This window comes from Ruegeria sp. BJ6 (assembly GCF_056537885.1).
The window spans coordinates 529941-547165 of record NZ_JBQFSG010000001.1; the positions used below are offsets into that span (position 1 = coordinate 529941).

Here is a 17225-nt window from a genome sequence, read left to right on the forward strand (position 1 = left end):
GACGTTGCCGCACCCTATACCGGCCCTGAACGCCGGAGCTGATACGCCGGGCTTCCTCCTCCCTGTCCCGGTGTTGCAAGCGCGCGGCGATGCCCTCCTCCTCCCTGGCGTCGCCGCGACTTCATACCGGGATCAAACCCGGGTTCGGATACATCGGGGCTTTCCTCCTCCCTGCCCTGATGTTGAAAAGAACGGCGGTTCCCCTCCTCCTCCCTGGGAACCGCCGTTTTTGTTTTATGCAACTGTGTGTAGGATGAAGCTCTGACCGGGATTATCGGAGCTTCCAATGGCCGCTTATTTCATCGCCCAGATTACCATCCACGATCCCGACGGGTATCAGGGATACCTTGAAGGCTTCATGCCGATCTTTGACCGGCACGGGGGCCGCCTGCTTACAGTGTCATCCAAACCCGTGGAGGTGATCGAAGGTACATGGCCCGAGGACGGAATCGTCCTGATGGAGTTTCCGTCGCTTGAGGCCGCAAAGGCATGGAAAGACGATCCCGACTATGTCGAACTGGCGAAAATCCGGCATAAGACAGCGACTGCAAACATGGTTCTGGTCGAAGGGTTTTAAAACGGAACGTCGTCCTTGGCGGTCAGGTACTGAGATACAACCTTCTTGAGACCCGCCTTGTCGAAATCAACCTCGACCTTGTCGCCTTCAATACCAGTCACCGCGCCATAGCCGAACTTCTGGTGGAACACGCGTTCGCCCAGTGTGAAACTGGCCACTGCAGTTGCGTCGATCACGGTATTGCGGGATTCGCGCGGCTGCGACATGCCGTATTGGCCCTGCCGGGCCTGCATCCGTTTCCAGCCGGGCGAGTTATAGACGTTTGCTTCGACCGCACGGGTTTCGATTGTTGTCGTAGTCTGCCCGCCACCATAGAGACCCGGCGGTGTCAGCACTTCGACATGATCCTCGGGCAGTTCATCTATGAATCGGGACGGCATCGCGTTCTGCCACTGTCCGAACACCCGCCGGTTGGCCGCGAAAGAGATAGTGCAGACCTCTTCAGCGCGGGTAATGCCGACATAAGCCAGACGTCGTTCTTCTTCGAGGCCCTTGATCCCGGATTCGTCCATTGACCGTTGTGAGGGGAACAACCCATCCTCCCAACCCGGCAGGAAAACGGCGGGAAATTCCAGCCCCTTGGCTGCGTGCAAGGTCATGATCGAGACCTTGCTGTCTGCGTCCTGAGAATCGTTGTCCATGATCAGGCTGACATGTTCCAGAAATCCTTGCAGGTTCTCGAAACTCTCCAGCGCCTTGACCAGTTCCTTGAGGTTTTCAAGACGCCCCGGTGCCTCGGGTGTTTTTTCGTTCTGCCAGTGGGCAGTATAGCCGGATTCGTCCAGAATGATCTGCGCCAGTTCGATATGAGAGGTCTCGGGTTCGCCGTATCGGGCCGGTGCCGCCCCGTCATCGATGACCGAATCGTCGTCCAATTCAATCCGTGGCCCGCGCGTCATCGCGTTCCAGCGCGCCAGCCCCTCGAGCAATTGCCGCAAAGCAGCGCCGCCCTTGCCCTTGATCAGCCCCTGATCAACAGCGATCCGGGCCCCATCAACCAGCGACAGGCCGTTTTCCCGCGCGGTCATCTGGATGGTCTGCTGCGCCTTGTCGCCAAGTCCGCGTTTGGGCGTGTTCACGATCCGCTCGAAAGCCAGATCATCCTCGGGGCTGATGACCAGCCGGAAATAGGCCATGGCATCGCGAATCTCCATCCGCTCATAGAATCGCGGACCACCGATGACACGATAGGGCAGACCGATGGTCAGGAACCGATCCTCGAACGCGCGCATCTGGTGTGATGCGCGGACAAGGATGGCGATTTCGTCGAGGTTCACGGGCCGCACGCCACGGGTGCCGCCCTGCATGGCGTCAATTTCCTCGCCGATCCAGCGCGCCTCTTCCTCGCCATCCCAATGGCCGATCAGGCGGACTTTCTCTCCGTCCTGCGCGTCGGTCCAAAGCTCTTTGCCCAGACGCCCCTCATTGCCGCGAATGACGTTCGAGGCCGCCGCCAGAATATGCGGGGTCGAGCGATAGTTCTGTTCTAGTCGCACCACAAAAGCGCCGGGGAAATCCTTTTCGAACCGCAGGATGTTGCCCACCTCGGCCCCGCGCCAGCCATAGATCGACTGATCGTCATCGCCCACGCAGCAGATGTTCTTGTGCGCCCCTGCCAGCAGGCGCAGCCACATATATTGGGCGACGTTGGTGTCCTGATATTCGTCCACAAGGATATAGCGGAACCAGCGCTGGTATTGCTCCAGCACGTCTGTATGGGTCTGAAAGATCGTGACCATGTGCAACAGCAGGTCACCGAAATCCACCGCGTTCAGCTCGCGCAGACGGATTTGGTACTGAGCATAAAGCTCGATACCCTTGTGGTTATAGGCCCCTGCATCCGCGGCGGGCACCTTATCAGGCGTCAGGGCGCGGTTTTTCCAGTCATCAATGATTCCGGCCAGCATCCGCGCGGGCCAGCGTTTGTCGTCGATATTGGCGGCCTGAGTGAGTTGTTTAAGCAGCCGCTTCTGATCATCCGTGTCCAGAATGGTGAAGTTCGACTTCAACCCGACCAATTCCGCATGACGCCGCAACAGCTTGACGCAAATCGAATGGAAGGTGCCAAGCCACGGCATCCCTTCGGCGGGCTGGCCCAGCATCCGGCCCACACGCTCTTTCATTTCGCGCGCGGCCTTGTTGGTGAAGGTCACCGCCAGAATCTCGTTCGGGCGGGCCTTACCGCTGCGCAGCAGGTGAGTGATGCGGGCGGTCAACGCCTTGGTTTTACCTGTCCCCGCCCCCGCAAGCATCAGGACCGGGCCATCAAGCCGTTCGACCGCCTCGCGCTGCGCGGGATTGAGATCGTTCAGATAATCCATCTGACGCGCAGGCATGGCCCGCGCCGACAGCGATGCGCCTTCAAAGGCGTCCATTTCGTCGAAACTGCTCATGGCTGCAAACTACGCCGGAAACGGGGAAAGGGAAAGGGTTTGTTCATGCCTTGTTCCGACTCTGAAAGGTCGCATCCGGTGTCGGCTTTCCACTGACGGCTTGCCGAATCGACGGGCAGGCCCGATCAAATGTCATGGACCTTGGCAACAGATATCCGGGCATAGAAGACCTGAAAAGGCGTGCGCGTCGTCGGGTGCCTCATTTCGTGTGGGAATATCTGGACAGCGGCACTGGCAGCGAAACGGCAAGGGCCAGAAACCGCGCCGCGCTGGATCGGATCGGCTTTGCACCTTCGATCCTGCACGGTGAGTTGGAGTTCAGCACTGCCACCAAGTTTCTGGGGCGAGATTTTGCGCTGCCATTCGGCATCGCGCCGATTGGCATGTGCGGGTTGATCTGGCCGGATGCCGAAAAGTCACTCGCCCGTCAGGCCGCGGCTGCAGGAATTCCGTTTACCCTGTCGAAAGTTGCCAGCCAGAGCCCCGAAGATCTGTCGCAATGTCTGGGTCCTGATGCGTGGTTCCAGCTTTATCCGCCAAGGGACCCCGACATTCGGATGGACGTTCTGAAGCGGGCGCGTGCGGCCGGCTTTTCGACCTTGGTGCTGACAGTGGACGTTCCCGTCGCATCGCGACGCGAGCGTCAGACTCGGTCGGGCCTGACACATCCGCCAGAACTGACGCCGCGCCTGCTGTCGCAGATCGCATTACGTCCGGCCTGGGCGTTTGGGATGGCACGGGCGGGGATGCCGCGGATGCGGACACTGGACAAATACATACAGAACCGGGGGAACCTGCCGCCGACGGCCCATATCGGTTATCTGCTGCGAACCTCTCCGGACATGGACTATGTCCATTGGCTGCGCGATCACTGGGACGGGCCATTCATCGTCAAAGGTGTGATGCGGCCCGAAGATGCCGAGCGGCTGGCCGCAGCAGGCATCAATGCGCTGTGGGTGTCGAATCACGGCGGGCGTCAGTTCGACGGTGCCCCCGCCAGTATCGAGGCTCTTCCCGACATACGCGCCGCGACGAACCTGCCTGTGATATTTGACAGCGGCGTCGAGGGCGGGCTGGACGTTTTGCGTGCATTGGCGCTGGGGGCTGATTTCGTAATGCTGGGGCGGGCGTTCCTGTATGGTCTGGCCGCATTGGGTGAGGCCGGGCCTGCCCATGTGATCGACATACTGAAACAGGACATGATATCAAATATGGGACAGTTGGGCGCGACCACGCTGGCCGATTTACCGCCTGCCATTGACCTCGGATATGCTGCATTGCAGCAACTCCAGACATAAATCTGTTACTGAACGGCGTTTGCGAGCGATAACATGCCGGTTCTACCCAGAACTACAGATGTACGTGCGCGTATTGTCCGCCTATTACCACGGCCAAGCTAGAAAAGACCGGGACCTGCCATGACCGACTTCAAGAAAATCCTGATCGCGAACCGCGGCGAGATCGCCATCCGAGTGATGCGCGCGGCGAACGAGATGGGTAAACAAACCGTTGCTGTCTTTGCCGAGGAGGACAAGCTGGGCCTCCATCGCTTTAAGGCGGATGAGGCGTATCGCATCGGCGAAGGGATGGGGCCGGTTGCCGCCTATCTGTCCATTGACGAGATTATCCGCGTTGCCAAGGAATGCGGCGCGGATGCGATTCATCCCGGTTACGGCCTGCTGTCCGAGAATCCGGACTTTGTGGATGCCTGCGTCAAGAACGGTATCACCTTCATCGGCCCCAAGGCGGAAACCATGCGTGCACTTGGCGACAAAGCCAGCGCGCGGCGTGTTGCCATCGAGGCTGGCGTTCCAGTCATCCCCGCGACCGAGGTTCTGGGCGATGACATGGATGCGATCCGGGCCGAGGCGAAAGAGATTGGCTATCCGCTGATGCTCAAGGCATCCTGGGGCGGCGGCGGACGCGGCATGCGTCCGATCGAATCCGAGGATGAGCTGGAAGAGAAAGTTCTGGAAGGCCGCCGCGAGGCCGAGGCTGCATTCGGCAACGGCGAAGGGTATCTGGAAAAGATGATCACCCGCGCCCGCCACGTCGAGGTGCAGATTCTGGGCGACAAGCATGGCGAGATCTATCACCTGTACGAACGCGACTGCTCGGTCCAGCGCCGCAACCAGAAGGTCGTCGAACGCGCCCCTGCCCCTTACTTAAGCGAGGAACAGCGTGCCGAGATCTGTGAACTTGGCCGCAAGATCTGCGCCCATGTGAACTATGAATGCGCTGGCACCGTCGAATTCCTGATGGATATGGAGACGGGCAAGTTCTACTTCATCGAGGTGAACCCCCGCGTGCAGGTGGAACATACCGTCACCGAAGAGGTCACCGGCATCGACATCGTTCAGGCACAAATCCTGATTGCCGAAGGCAAGACCCTGGCCGAGGCTACGGGTGCGGCCAGCCAGGCTGATGTGCATCTGACCGGTCACGCGCTGCAGACCCGGATCACCACCGAGGACCCGCAGAACAACTTTATCCCCGACTATGGCCGTATCACCGCCTATCGCTCGGCCACTGGCATGGGTATCCGTCTGGATGGCGGCACCGCCTATGCGGGCGGTGTGATCACGCGCTATTACGACTCGCTGCTGACCAAGGTGACCGCCAAGGCGCCGACGCCTCAGGCCGCGATTGCCCGGATGGACCGCGCCCTGCGCGAGTTCCGTATTCGCGGTGTCTCCACCAATATCGACTTTGTCATCAACCTGCTGAAGCACCCGACCTTCCTGTCGAACGAATACACCACCAAGTTCATCGACACGACGCCGGACCTGTTCACCTTCAAGCGTCGCCGCGACCGGGGCACCAAGGTTCTGACCTATATTGCGGATATCACCGTGAACGGGCATCCCGAAACCAAAGACCGCCCGGAACCGCGCGCCGATCTGAAAGAGGCCAAGGCCCCCGCGCCCAAGGCCGAACCGATGATGGGCACGCGCAACCTGTTGGAGCAAAAAGGTCCGCAGGCGGTTGCCGACTGGATGAAGGCGCAGCGGCAGTTGCTGATCACCGACACCACCATGCGTGACGGCCACCAGTCGCTGCTGGCGACCCGGATGCGCTCGATCGACATGATCAAGGTGGCGCCGACCTATGCGGCCAACCTGCCGCAGCTGTTCTCGGTCGAATGCTGGGGCGGTGCGACGTTCGACGTGGCCTACCGCTTCCTGCAGGAATGCCCGTGGCAGCGTCTGCGCGACCTGCGCGAGGCGATGCCGAATCTGATGACCCAAATGCTGCTGCGTGGTGCAAACGGGGTTGGTTACACCAACTATCCCGACAACGTGGTGCAGGAGTTCGTGCGTCAGGCATCCAAGGGGATCGACGTCTTCCGCGTGTTCGACTCGCTGAACTGGGTCGAGAACATGCGCGTCGCCATGGACGCGGTGATCGAGAACGGGAAAGTCTGTGAAGGCACCGTATGCTATACCGGCGACATTCTGGACCCGGACCGTTCCAAGTATGACCTGAAATACTATGTCGGTATGGCGAAAGAGCTGCGCGACGCAGGTGCGCATATTCTGGGCCTGAAGGACATGGCGGGCCTGCTGAAACCGGCCTCGGCCAAAATCCTGATCCGCGCGCTGAAGGAAGAGGTCGGCCTGCCGATCCACTTCCACACGCACGACACTGCCGGTATCGCCAGCGCCACCATTCTGGCCGCTTCCGAGGCGGGCGTGGACGCGGTGGATTGCGCGATGGACAGCTTCTCGGGCAACACGTCTCAGGCAACGCTGGGCACAGTCGTCGAAGCGCTGCGCCATACCGAGCGTGACACCGGGCTGGACATCAAGGCCATCCGCGAGATCAGCGATTACTTCGAGGCCGTTCGCGGCCAGTACGCGGCCTTTGAATCCAGCCTTCAGGCCCCGGCCTCCGAGGTCTATCTGCACGAGATGCCCGGCGGCCAGTTCACCAACCTCAAGGCGCAGGCGCGTTCGCTGGGGCTGGAGGAGCGCTGGCACGAAGTGGCGCAGATGTATGCCGATGTGAACCAGATGTTCGGTGACATCGTGAAGGTGACACCGTCGTCCAAGGTGGTCGGTGACATGGCGCTGATGATGGTCAGCCAGAACATGACCCGCGAACAAGTCGAGGACCCGGCAACAGATGTGGCCTTCCCAGACTCGGTCGTCGACATGATGCGCGGCAATCTGGGCCAGCCTCCGGGCGGGTTCCCGGACACGATCATCAGGAAGGTTCTCAAGGACGAGGCACCGAACACCCAGCGCCCCGGCAAGGACGTGCCCGCGGTCGATCTGGAAGCCACCCGTGCCGACCTGTCGAAGCAGTTGGAAGGCAAGGATGTCGATGACGAGGACCTGAACGGTTATCTGATGTATCCCAAGGTGTTCCTGGATTACATGGGCCGTCACCGGACCTATGGCCCGGTCCGCACCCTGCCCACGCGCACCTTCTTCTACGGCATGGAGCCGGGCGAAGAGATCACCGCCGAGATCGATCCGGGCAAGACGCTGGAAATCCGTTGTCAGGCCATCGGCGAGACCGATGAAAAGGGCGAGGTCAAAGTGTTCTTTGAACTCAACGGCCAGCCCCGCGTCATCCGGGTGCCGAATCGTCTGGTGACCTCATCCACGCAAGCCCGGCCCAAGGCCGAGGCCGGCAACGCCAACCACATCGGCGCACCGATGCCGGGGGTCGTGGCGACCGTCGCAGTGACCGCCGGGCAAGAGATCAAGGAAGGCGACATGCTGCTGACCATCGAAGCAATGAAAATGGAAACCGGCATCCACGCCGAGCGTGACGCGGTGGTCAAGGCCGTCCACGTCCAGCCCGGCGGACAGATCGACGCAAAAGACCTGCTCGTCGAACTGGAATAATTTGGGCGGCGCAAGCCGCCTACAATCAACAAAATCGCAAAACGCCGCCGGCACTCAATCCGGCGGCGTTTTTTGTTTGGACTTATTCGGAAAGCATGTCGTTAAGCGCCGAAACTGCTTCATCGGAAAGCTCCTGATCACCGGTCAGATCTGCAAGCGCCTCTTCGCTGGTTTCTGATGCGGTATCTACCGCATCCTGCGCTTCGGCCACTTCGGATTCGGCATCCTCCACCGACTTTTGTGCGTCACTGACTGCATCGTTATAGTCGTCCACCGAGTCGAACTGGTCGGCAATTTCGTCATCCGTAAGCCCTTCGAGAGCGTCCAGTTCGCTTTGGGCTTCAGCGAGGCTGTCGAGGGATTCGGCAAGGTCGTCTTCGGCAATGCCAAGTTCCGCTAGCGAGTCACGATAGTCGACCATGGAACCAACCCGGCTGTTGGGGGCTGCATTCGCAAAAGCCTGCGCGCTGGCGTGCGCGGCATTCAGCCCTTTGAGTTCCGAGGCTATCTTGCCCTGAGACTTCGTCACTGTGTCAGATTTTACAGCAGCCTTCGATCTGGAAGTGCGATCTTTTGATTTGCCATTGAATAAACCAGAGATTTTGTCTCCCAGGCGATCCGCACTGGCGGCCAGTCCGCGTTCGCTACTCTTCGATTTTCCTTTGCCCAGTCCGAGCCCGGCAAATACGCCCTTGCCGTTGTTGGACTTACCAGAGCTTTTGCCTAAACCGAGACCGGAAAACACTCCCTTACCGCCAGAGGATTTACCGGAGCCTTTACCAAAACCGGCCTCTGCGCTTTTGCCTTTGCCGCCGCCATTACCGCCTTTTCCAGCACCGTTGCCGCCCTTGCCACTGGCACCATCACCGCCTTTGCCGTTGCCACCGCCGTTACCGTTGCCGCCGCCGTTACCGTTGCCACCGCCGTTACCACCCCCATTGCCGCCGCCGTTGCCATCCTTGGCATAGGCAACGTCCGGCGCAACAAACCCGGCTGCAAAACCAAAAACCCCCGCGAACATCAGCGAGGTCATCGCAATTCGAAGCACCGAACCCGTTTTCATAAAGCCTCCAACATCCATCAGTTCCAACCAAGCTCATCGCAACAGTAACAATAAGAGTGGGGTTAAAAAAACAATACCATTATCATTACTCATTATTATGGCGAAATTGTGCTGCTCTACAGATGCCCACCGCCTGCGCGTCTGCTTGTGACGGGATTGAGAAAACTGCTGTCTGCCCGCGCGTCATCCTCGGACACGGGAAATTTTTTTCGTTTCGTGCGTTTTTCCCCTTGCAGCTTTACGCCAGAATTTATACTTCACGCCTCACTCAACGGTGCGGGCGTAGCTCAGGGGTAGAGCATAACCTTGCCAAGGTTAGGGTCGGGCGTTCGAATCGCCTCGCCCGCTCCAATGAGAGACCGAAAGGTCGCTAAAAGTATCTGATGCGGGCGTAGCTCAGGGGTAGAGCATAACCTTGCCAAGGTTAGGGTCGGGCGTTCGAATCGCCTCGCCCGCTCCAGATACCAAACTCTCCGAACATGCTGGTTCTTTGCCGGGCGTTGCGCCATTGTGGCCTGAAACGCAATCGCTACGGAGATGCGCCCATGCCCGAGTATGAAATTCGTGCTTTGACGCCGGACGAACTTCAAACGGCCGTCGACTGGGCGGGGCACGAAGGATGGAATCCCGGACTGCATGACGCTGTATGCTTTCACAGCTCAGATCCGGAAGGGTTCAAAGGCGGTTTTCTGGATGGCCGGATGATCGCATCCGCTTCGGCCGTGAATTACGACGACGCCTATTCGTTTCTGGGCTTTTACATCGTCCGACCCGAATTTCGCGGGTCTGGTTACGGGCTTCAGGTGGCCGAAGCGGTCAAAGCTCATTGCCAGGATCGCAATATGGGTATGGATGGTGTTGTCGAGCAGCAGGACAACTATCGCAAATTCGGGTTCACCCTGGCCTATGACAATTATCGGTTTTCCGGTACGGCCCGCAGCATCCTGAAGGGGCTGGGTCAGACCGGTAATAACAACATTACCCCCTTGAGCACCCTGACAGATGAGGTGCGGACCTATGACCGGCACCTGTTCCCTGCCCCGCGCGATACGTTCCTGCATGGCTGGCTGGACGCGCCAACCCACACCTCTCGGGTATTTCAGGAAAATGGGCGGATAAGGGGCTATGCGACGCTGCGGCGATGCCTGAGCGGATTTAAGGTTGGACCGTTGTTTGCGGACAATACGGATATTGCGCAGGCCCTTCTGGCCTCGCTTTTGGCAACGCTTCCAGCCGATCAGCTGGACTGCGACGTGTTCATCGATATGCCGAACCCCAACGCCGGTGCAATGGAACTGGCCCATAACCTTGGCCTGACCAAGGTGTTCGAGACCGGGCGCATGTATTCCAGCCACGCACCGGATATCGATCTGGATCGGATTTACGGAATCACGACTTTCGAACTGGGTTGAGACTCAGAACGCCTTGAAGGTCATCGTGGTCAGTGACCGTTCGATATTCGGGATCACCAGCAGGTGTTCGTTGATGTAATGGCCCACATCCTCGGTCTCGGGGATGTAGAGTTTCAGCAGCAGATCATACTCACCACTGGTCGAATACAGTTCCGAGTGGATTTCGCGCAGGGCGATTTCTTCGGCCACTTTGTAGGTCGTGCCGGGTTTGCAGCGAATCTGGATAAAAACGCAGGTGCTCATGCCAAGGGCCTTGTTGTTTGATTTGCGGTCAGGCTGACATGACGGCAGGGCGCGTGCAATCCCCTGATTTCATCGCAACACATCGCCGCGTGGGGACCAAGCGGGCTGGATATCTTTTGCGATCCGCGTCTATAAGCACGCCTGTAGCAAAAGGAATTCGCCCATGCGCAGCGCCACGATCAGCCGCCAGACCGCCGAGACCGAGATCACGGTCGAAATCAATCTCGACGGGACCGGTGCCTATGACAACCAGACGGGTGTCGGGTTCTTCGATCACATGCTGGATCAGCTGGCGCGCCATTCGCTGATCGACATGACGATCCGCGCCAAGGGCGATTATCACATCGACGACCACCACACGGTCGAAGACACCGGCATCGCGCTGGGTCAGGCCCTGACGCAGGCCCTGGGCGACAAGAAAGGTATCCGCCGCTATGGCGAGTGTCACCTGCCCATGGATGACGCTCAGGTGCGGTGTGCGCTGGATTTGTCTGCCCGCCCGTTTCTGATCTGGAACGTGGACCTGCCAACGCAAAAGATTGGTACCTTCGACACCGAACTGGTGCGCGAATTCTTTCAGGCGCTCAGCACCCATGGCGGCATCACGCTGCATATCGACCAGTTGCACGGCTTCAACAGCCACCACATCGCCGAGGCGGTCTTCAAGGCCGTTGCCCGCGCATTGCGTCTGGCGGTAGAAACCGACCCCCGCAAAGCGGATGCGATCCCATCGACCAAGGGCGCGCTATAGATGCTGACGGCCATCATCGACTACGAAAGCGGCAATCTGCATTCGGCCGAAAAGGCGTTTCAGCGCATGGCGCGCGAACTGAATGCCGGTGAGGTTGTGGTCACGTCGGACGCTGAGGTGGTTGCACGTGCGGACAGGCTGGTTCTGCCCGGCGACGGGGCTTTTCCCGCCTGTGCCGCCGAGCTGCGTGGCCATAAAGGCATCCACGACGCAATGGTCGAGGCGGTCGAACAGAAAGGCCGTCCCTTTCTGGGCATCTGCGTTGGAATGCAGTTGATGGCTGCAAAGGGCCACGAATACAGCGAAACCGATGGATTGGGCTGGATCGCCGGAGACGTGGTGCGGATTGAACCTTCGGACGATGGCCTGAAAGTGCCCCATATGGGCTGGAACGATCTGGTGATCGAGCACGAACACCCAATTTTTGACGGCGTGAAAAGCGGCGATCACACCTATTTCGTGCATTCCTACCACTTCCGCGTCAACGATCCGGCCCAGCGACTGGCCCACGTGGATTATGGTGGGGATGTCACGGCCGTTGTCGGCCGCGACACGATGGTCGGGATGCAGTTCCACCCCGAGAAAAGTCAGGATGTGGGTCTGCGGATGATCGGAAATTTCCTGAACTGGAAACCGTGAAACCGCAGGTCGGATCGCCCGTTACTCGATTCGCGACCAGACCTGACCGCGACAGATCAGGCCACCAGCGACGCAGCCTTTGACCGTCAGTGAATTGCCGTCGAGAGACATTTTCGAGTTATAGGTCTTGTCCGAATCCGGTGCCCAGATTTTGCCATCCGCATAGGCACCGTTCCCTTCGGGGATCATGTCCCAAATGATGTTCTTGCCAAGATGCTCATAATCGAGCGATTCATTCCCTTCTGCATCGAAGGCGTTGTCGATCGTCCCGCAAATTGCGCTGCCGCAAGGCCCGATGGATACGTGCAGATAGCCACCCGTGTCGCCCGGCTGGGTTTTCCACAGACCGTCAACCGGATCATCCGCCAGAGCCGCCGTGGCAAATACCGAACAGATCGCGGCAACTGCAAATGTCATCTTCTTCATGAAAACTCTCCCAATTTTGGCTCCAGTCTGACCGGAGGCGAAGAATCGAGCAAGCCTGACTTTGGGTCGCGTTGCATCCCCTGCCCCAGCCGTGCCATATCCCCCGCGAATATCAGCAAAAGGCCGCCAGACCATGATCCTTTATCCTGCTATCGACCTCAAAGACGGTCAGGCCGTGCGCCTGCTGCGCGGCGAGATGGACAAGGCCACCGTGTTCAACGAGGACCCGGCCGCTCAGGCCCGCGCCTTTGTCGAGGCCGGATGCGAGTGGCTGCATCTGGTGGATCTGAACGGCGCCTTTGCCGGTGAGCCAGTCAATGCCGCACCGGTCGAAGCCATCCTGAAGGCTTGTGATGTACCTGCGCAGCTGGGCGGTGGCATTCGCGACATGGCGACGATTGAGACCTGGATCGAAAAGGGCCTTGCCCGCGTTATTCTGGGTACGGTCGCAGTGGAAAACCCCGATCTGGTGCGTGAAGCCGCCAAAGCCTTCCCCGGCAAGGTCGCTGTGGGCATTGATGCCCGGAACGGACTGGTTGCCACAAAGGGTTGGGCCGAAGAGACCGACGTTAAGGTGACCGATCTGGCGCGCAGTTTCGAGGACGCGGGCGTTGCCGCCATCATCTACACCGACATCAATCGTGATGGCGCGATGCAGGGTCCGAATATCGAAGCAACTGCTGATCTGGCCCGCGCCGTGTCAATTCCGGTGATCGCGTCAGGCGGCGTTAGCTCTCTGGATGATCTGATTGCCCTGCGCGATTGTGGAGTCGCCTTGAACGGCGCGATTTCCGGTCGAGCGCTATACGACGGAGCAATCGACCTGAAAGAGGCCTTGTCAGCGCTGAAAAGCCAAGCCTGATCTGAACGTCAACAAACAAGAACTGCTACTTCATTTTCCAAGGATTTTTCAAAGGCTTTCCGCCTTTGTAAGGTTGCAGTTCTTTGTTGCCGGTGCGTACGAATTGCCAGCAATCGCTGCCACTTCCCCAGTTCTCGCACCATTGATCGCCGTCAACAAACCATTCAGCCTCGTACTTGTCGCCTCCAAAGTTGCCGGCAATTTTTCCCTTTTTGCGACCTTTTCCATAGGCCTGAGCCCATTGGGTTTTACCATCGTTGTTTGAAATTCCGTAAAGTGTTGAACCCGGAATAGTCGCCAACAGCTCTTTTTGCGTCATGAAATTCTGCGCTTGCGCAGCGCCAGCAACGGTCACAAAAAATGCGCCTGCAATCCAAATCGTTTTCAATGAAGGTTTCATTGATAGCCCCTCTCAAAACATAATTGAAATGCCCGGAATTTAGCATAATCCGGGCAATCAAACAAATTTCGGAGGAGAAGATGTGCCAGCGGCCAATGCATCTGGCACATTCGTTTGATTATTGCGCCGCCACCGAAGTCAGCTTGGCTAGCGCGCCGCGCATCTTTTCGATGACCGGTGACTTCTCGACCTCATCAAACTCGTCCATGGTTTCCTTGGGGTCCTCGTAGGCCAACCAAACCTGACCGTTGGCGTCTTCATAGACCTGCACCTTGAGGGGCAGGAACAGACCAGCGCGCGGGTCAATCTGCATGGCGGGCGTACCCAAAGCCGGGTTGCCGAAGATCAGAACCTGATTAGCAGGAATGGACATGCCAACCTTTTCGGCACCTGCCGCGTGGTCGACACGCGCGAAAACCGTTGCACCGGCGTTGCCTACTGCGGCCTCCAGCGCATCCATTGCCTCGGGCACAGATTTGGCCGTGTTTATCTTGATGATATCGTCCGCCATTGCTGCGACGGTCCCTCCCAGAATGAACGCGGTTGTCAGAAATAGTTTGCGCATCGCAATATTCTCCTGATGAATTTGCCGATAGTTTTCACAGCTTTGACCGATGTGACAATCACAAGTCTGGCATCGGCAAGGCTTTGCCGTTAGGAGTGCCGCAACAAAGGATACCCCATGCTGAAAACCCGCATCATTCCCTGTCTGGATGTCGCTGACGGCCGAGTCGTCAAAGGTGTGAACTTTGTAGGCTTGCGCGACGCGGGCGATCCGGTGGAATCGGCCAAGGCGTATGACGAGGCAGGCGCGGATGAGATTTGTTTTCTCGACATCCATGCCACGCATGAAAATCGCGGCACGATGTTTGACGTGGTGCGTCGGACGGCCGAACAGTGTTTTGTTCCGCTGACCGTTGGCGGTGGCGTGCGAACGCGCGAGGATGTGCGTGCCCTGCTGCTGGCAGGCGCGGACAAGGTCAGCTTCAACTCGGCAGCAGTCGCCAATCCGGACGTGGTGGCCGAAGCGGCCGGTCAGTTCGGCAGCCAGTGCATTGTGGTTGCCATCGACGCCAAGACCGTCAGCCCCGGCAAGTGGGAAATCTTTACCCATGGTGGGCGCAGGTCGACCGGCATCGACGCGGTCGAGTTTGCCAGAACCGTCGTCGCCAAAGGGGCTGGCGAAATCCTGCTGACTTCGATGGACAGGGACGGCACCAAGGCCGGGTTCAACCTGCCACTGACACGCGCCATTTCGGATGCGGTTGACGTGCCGGTGATTGCCTCGGGTGGGGTTGGAAATCTGGACCATCTTGTCGATGGCGTAACAAAAGGCGGCGCAAGCGCGGTACTGGCCGCGTCGATCTTTCATTTTGGCGAATACACCATTCAGGAAGCCAAGGAACATATGGCCGCCGCCGGAATCCCCATGAGGCTGACATGAGCATCCTGCACGATCTTGCGACAACTATCGAAGACCGCAAAGGGGCCGATCCCGACTCAAGCTGGACCGCCAAGCTGCTGGCCAAAGGCCCCGAGAAATGCGCCGAGAAGTTCGGCGAGGAGGCGGTGGAAGCCATAATCGAAGCGGTAAAGGGTGACACGGCCGGATTAACCTCTGAGGCAGCGGATGTGCTTTACCATCTGCTGGTCATGCTGGCCGCACGTGACGTGCCACTGGATGCCGTGTTGCAAGAACTCGCTCAACGTCAGGGCATCAGCGGCATCGCGGAGAAGGCAGCCCGAAAGGGCGATTGAATCCCCGATGGCAGGCCGTTAACCTTTATGGCCACCGGGCACGTTGATCCGGGGCGCGAACAATCGGGAATACTTGGATGATCGGTAAATTTACTTTTGCTGTGATGGCGCTTGCGCTGGTGCTTGTCAGCGGCTGCACGGGAAAGCCAGAAGTTGATCAACGCGACATCTACGGGCTTGCGCAAGAGTTGCAGCAACTGGGCCCTGAAGTGGACCCGAAAGAGGCTGAGCGCGCCGCTCGGATCGCCTATGACTATGCTCTGCAATTGCGCGAGGAGTATCAGGTCACCGATTCACCGCTTGTGCATAACGCCAAAGTCAATAACGGGTTCCGCGATCGTGGCCTGTGCTGGCACTGGGCGGAAGACATCGAAAGACGCCTCAATCAGGAACAGTTCCGCACATTGCAGATGCACCGCGCCATCTCCGACCCTGAAAACCCGTTTCGGATCGACCACAGCACCGCAATCATCAGCAAGCGTGGCGATGACATGTATGATGGCGTCGTACTGGACGGGTGGCGGAACGGCGGAGCCCTGTATTGGGCGCCGACACGGGAGGATACGCGGTATAACTGGGCGCCCCGCATAGAGGTTCTCAGAAACAAAGAGCAGAAACTGCTAAAACAGCGGGCATCCCTGACAACGGGCTGACCCGGTTACGGTCAGAGTTTCGATGAGATGATGCCGGTGGCGAATCCACCCATGCGCAGCTCTCCGAACAGGCGCTGATATTCGATCTTAGGGCAGCGGTTCATCACCACGTCAACGCCCCGCGCCTGCGCCTTGGCGCCTGCATCCGCGTGCTCGACTCCAATCTGCATCCAGATCGTGCGCAGGGCCGGAAACCCTTCAAGCGCCTCGTCCACGATGGGCGGAACCGCTTCTGAGCGGCGGAAAATATCGACCATATCCACCGGCTCGGTGATTTCGGACAACGTGGCCCGCACTGTTTCCCCAAACAGCTGTTTCCCCGCATGGCCGGGGTTGACCGGTATGACCCGAAATCCCTTAAGCCCAAGGTATCGTGCCACGTAGTAACTGGGACGCACCGGGTTCATGGAAACGCCAACAACAGCGACCACTTTGGTGCGCTGCAATACGGTCTTGAGAAAGGTATCGGAATAGTCGGACATGTCGGCACCCTACCCGCCCGAAGGGCAAGAAAAAAGCGCCCAGGAATATCCTGGGCGCCAGTTATGGAACGAGGGACAGTGAAATGACCCGCGGCAGTTCCGTTCCGCGGTCACTGTGACATTTAGGCATAAGTTTCGAAAAAAGAAGAGGGGTCGAGTAAAAATGTGATGACAAATCACAATTGGCGGAAATCAGCCGGTTATTTATAAAGAACGCGCGGCCAGTTTCCTTCGGCCGAACGGATATTTCCTTCGACATCCCGGCTCCACAGCCTTTCGATCTGCTGCGAGTGAACCAGATACAGCCTGTCATCCACTATCTGCCAGGCATTCGGATCCGTACTGGTCAGATACCCGCGCGCAACGGCATAGGCACAATACCCACCGAACTGCGGCGCAAAGGCTCTTGGGTTTGCCTCGAACACTTCGCGGTTTTGCTGTGACGCAAAATGCCAGGTCGCCCCCTTCCACATCACGGCAATTTCCGGCGCGCCGCGAACGGGTGTGCCGGCCTGAAAGTAGGATACCGTATCGTATCCATGAATCGCCGCACCGCCATCTGTGAAATACATCGGCGACTCGGCTCGGGCAACGTGGGGAACAAGGGTGGCCGTCATACCGGCCAGCAGGGAACGTCTTGAGATCATCGTATTACGGGTACAGTTACTTGGAGACCCGTAAAATGCAGCTTTTTGGCAGATTTATAAACC

At 58.6% G+C, this 17225-nt stretch carries 18 protein-coding genes and 2 tRNA genes; 12 read left to right on the forward strand and 8 right to left on the reverse strand.

The window, feature by feature from the left end; all coding sequences use genetic code 11:
- The first annotated feature begins 286 nt into the window (after positions 1 to 286).
- Positions 287 to 577 carry a DUF1330 domain-containing protein gene (locus tag ACR0D6_RS02480; RefSeq protein WP_480764334.1) on the forward strand — a complete coding sequence of 97 codons (291 nt, stop codon included), beginning with the start codon at positions 287 to 289 and terminating at the stop codon, positions 575 to 577.
- Here the strand turns inward: ACR0D6_RS02480 and ACR0D6_RS02485 are convergent.
- Positions 574 to 2970, reverse strand: a complete 2397-nt coding sequence (locus ACR0D6_RS02485) for an ATP-dependent helicase (protein WP_480764335.1) — start codon at positions 2968 to 2970, stop codon at positions 574 to 576. The genes ACR0D6_RS02480 and ACR0D6_RS02485 overlap by 4 nt on opposite strands.
- A gap of 134 nt (positions 2971 to 3104) precedes the next feature.
- Here ACR0D6_RS02485 and ACR0D6_RS02490 point away from each other — a divergent pair, with 134 nt between their 5' ends.
- Both ACR0D6_RS02490 and ACR0D6_RS02495 read left to right on the forward strand, forming a co-directional pair.
- Positions 3105 to 4268, forward strand: coding sequence for an alpha-hydroxy acid oxidase (locus tag ACR0D6_RS02490; RefSeq protein WP_480764336.1), 1164 nt, complete (start codon positions 3105 to 3107; stop codon positions 4266 to 4268).
- A 120-nt stretch (positions 4269 to 4388) separates the two neighbouring features.
- Entirely contained in the window at positions 4389 to 7826 is a 3438-nt protein-coding gene (locus ACR0D6_RS02495; RefSeq protein WP_480764337.1) for a pyruvate carboxylase, read from the forward strand.
- A gap of 82 nt (positions 7827 to 7908) precedes the next feature.
- On the opposite strand, the gene ACR0D6_RS02500 is transcribed toward ACR0D6_RS02495, so the two are convergent.
- Positions 7909 to 8889, reverse strand: coding sequence for a hypothetical protein (locus tag ACR0D6_RS02500; protein ID WP_480764338.1), 981 nt, complete (start codon positions 8887 to 8889; stop codon positions 7909 to 7911).
- A 276-nt stretch (positions 8890 to 9165) separates the two neighbouring features.
- Here ACR0D6_RS02500 and ACR0D6_RS02505 point away from each other — a divergent pair.
- The 3 genes from ACR0D6_RS02505 to ACR0D6_RS02515 all read left to right on the forward strand — a co-directional run bounded on the left by ACR0D6_RS02505 (position 9166) and on the right by ACR0D6_RS02515 (position 10301).
- Positions 9166 to 9240, forward strand: a tRNA-Gly gene (locus ACR0D6_RS02505).
- 34 nt (positions 9241 to 9274) lie between these two features.
- Positions 9275 to 9349, forward strand: a tRNA-Gly gene (locus ACR0D6_RS02510).
- Positions 9350 to 9434: 85 nt separating this feature from the next.
- Positions 9435 to 10301 carry a GNAT family N-acetyltransferase gene (locus tag ACR0D6_RS02515; RefSeq protein ID WP_480764339.1) on the forward strand — a complete coding sequence of 289 codons (867 nt, stop codon included), beginning with the start codon at positions 9435 to 9437 and terminating at the stop codon, positions 10299 to 10301.
- A 3-nt stretch (positions 10302 to 10304) separates the two neighbouring features.
- On the opposite strand, the gene ACR0D6_RS02520 is transcribed toward ACR0D6_RS02515, so the two are convergent.
- On the reverse strand, positions 10305 to 10544 hold the full coding sequence (locus ACR0D6_RS02520; protein WP_170650781.1) for an Lrp/AsnC family transcriptional regulator: 240 nt from the start codon (positions 10542 to 10544) through the stop codon (positions 10305 to 10307).
- Positions 10545 to 10707: 163 nt separating this feature from the next.
- Here ACR0D6_RS02520 and hisB point away from each other — a divergent pair, with 163 nt between their 5' ends.
- Both hisB and hisH read left to right on the forward strand, forming a co-directional pair.
- Positions 10708 to 11295 carry an imidazoleglycerol-phosphate dehydratase HisB gene (gene hisB / locus ACR0D6_RS02525; protein ID WP_480764340.1) on the forward strand — a complete coding sequence of 196 codons (588 nt, stop codon included), beginning with the start codon at positions 10708 to 10710 and terminating at the stop codon, positions 11293 to 11295.
- Positions 11296 to 11934, forward strand: coding sequence for an imidazole glycerol phosphate synthase subunit HisH (hisH, locus tag ACR0D6_RS02530; RefSeq protein ID WP_480764341.1), 639 nt, complete (start codon positions 11296 to 11298; stop codon positions 11932 to 11934).
- A 21-nt stretch (positions 11935 to 11955) separates the two neighbouring features.
- Here the strand turns inward: hisH and ACR0D6_RS02535 are convergent, their stop codons facing one another.
- Positions 11956 to 12360, reverse strand: a complete 405-nt coding sequence (locus ACR0D6_RS02535) for a DUF2147 domain-containing protein (protein WP_170650784.1) — start codon at positions 12358 to 12360, stop codon at positions 11956 to 11958.
- A 133-nt stretch (positions 12361 to 12493) separates the two neighbouring features.
- Here ACR0D6_RS02535 and hisA point away from each other — a divergent pair, with 133 nt between their 5' ends.
- Positions 12494 to 13222, forward strand: coding sequence for a 1-(5-phosphoribosyl)-5-[(5-phosphoribosylamino)methylideneamino]imidazole-4-carboxamide isomerase (gene hisA, locus ACR0D6_RS02540; RefSeq protein WP_480764342.1), 729 nt, complete (start codon positions 12494 to 12496; stop codon positions 13220 to 13222).
- Positions 13223 to 13247: 25 nt separating this feature from the next.
- On the opposite strand, the gene ACR0D6_RS02545 is transcribed toward hisA, so the two are convergent.
- Entirely contained in the window at positions 13248 to 13622 is a 375-nt protein-coding gene (locus tag ACR0D6_RS02545; protein WP_480764343.1) for a hypothetical protein, read from the reverse strand.
- A 118-nt stretch (positions 13623 to 13740) separates the two neighbouring features.
- Positions 13741 to 14187, reverse strand: coding sequence for a DUF302 domain-containing protein (locus ACR0D6_RS02550; RefSeq protein ID WP_480764344.1), 447 nt, complete (start codon positions 14185 to 14187; stop codon positions 13741 to 13743).
- Between the two features lie 117 nt (positions 14188 to 14304).
- On the opposite strand from ACR0D6_RS02550, the gene hisF reads away from it, so the two are divergent.
- From hisF to ACR0D6_RS02565, 3 genes are all read left to right on the forward strand, one after another.
- Positions 14305 to 15066, forward strand: a complete 762-nt coding sequence (hisF, locus tag ACR0D6_RS02555) for an imidazole glycerol phosphate synthase subunit HisF (protein WP_480764345.1) — start codon at positions 14305 to 14307, stop codon at positions 15064 to 15066.
- Complete coding sequence (locus ACR0D6_RS02560; RefSeq protein ID WP_480764346.1) at positions 15063 to 15380, forward strand: phosphoribosyl-ATP diphosphatase; 318 nt, start codon at positions 15063 to 15065, stop codon at positions 15378 to 15380. The genes hisF and ACR0D6_RS02560 overlap by 4 nt, the downstream gene beginning before the upstream one ends.
- A 77-nt stretch (positions 15381 to 15457) precedes the next feature.
- Complete coding sequence (locus tag ACR0D6_RS02565) at positions 15458 to 16033, forward strand: hypothetical protein (RefSeq protein WP_480764347.1); 576 nt, start codon at positions 15458 to 15460, stop codon at positions 16031 to 16033.
- An 11-nt stretch (positions 16034 to 16044) separates the two neighbouring features.
- Here ACR0D6_RS02565 and ACR0D6_RS02570 read toward each other — a convergent pair whose 3' ends face one another.
- Both ACR0D6_RS02570 and ACR0D6_RS02575 read right to left on the reverse strand, forming a co-directional pair.
- A complete protein-coding gene (locus tag ACR0D6_RS02570) occupies positions 16045 to 16515 on the reverse strand; it encodes a CoA-binding protein (RefSeq protein WP_480448848.1) in 471 nt (156 codons plus the stop codon).
- 200 nt (positions 16516 to 16715) lie between these two features.
- Complete coding sequence (locus tag ACR0D6_RS02575; protein WP_480764348.1) at positions 16716 to 17162, reverse strand: YHS domain-containing (seleno)protein; 447 nt, start codon at positions 17160 to 17162, stop codon at positions 16716 to 16718.
- Positions 17163 to 17225 lie beyond the last annotated feature (63 nt).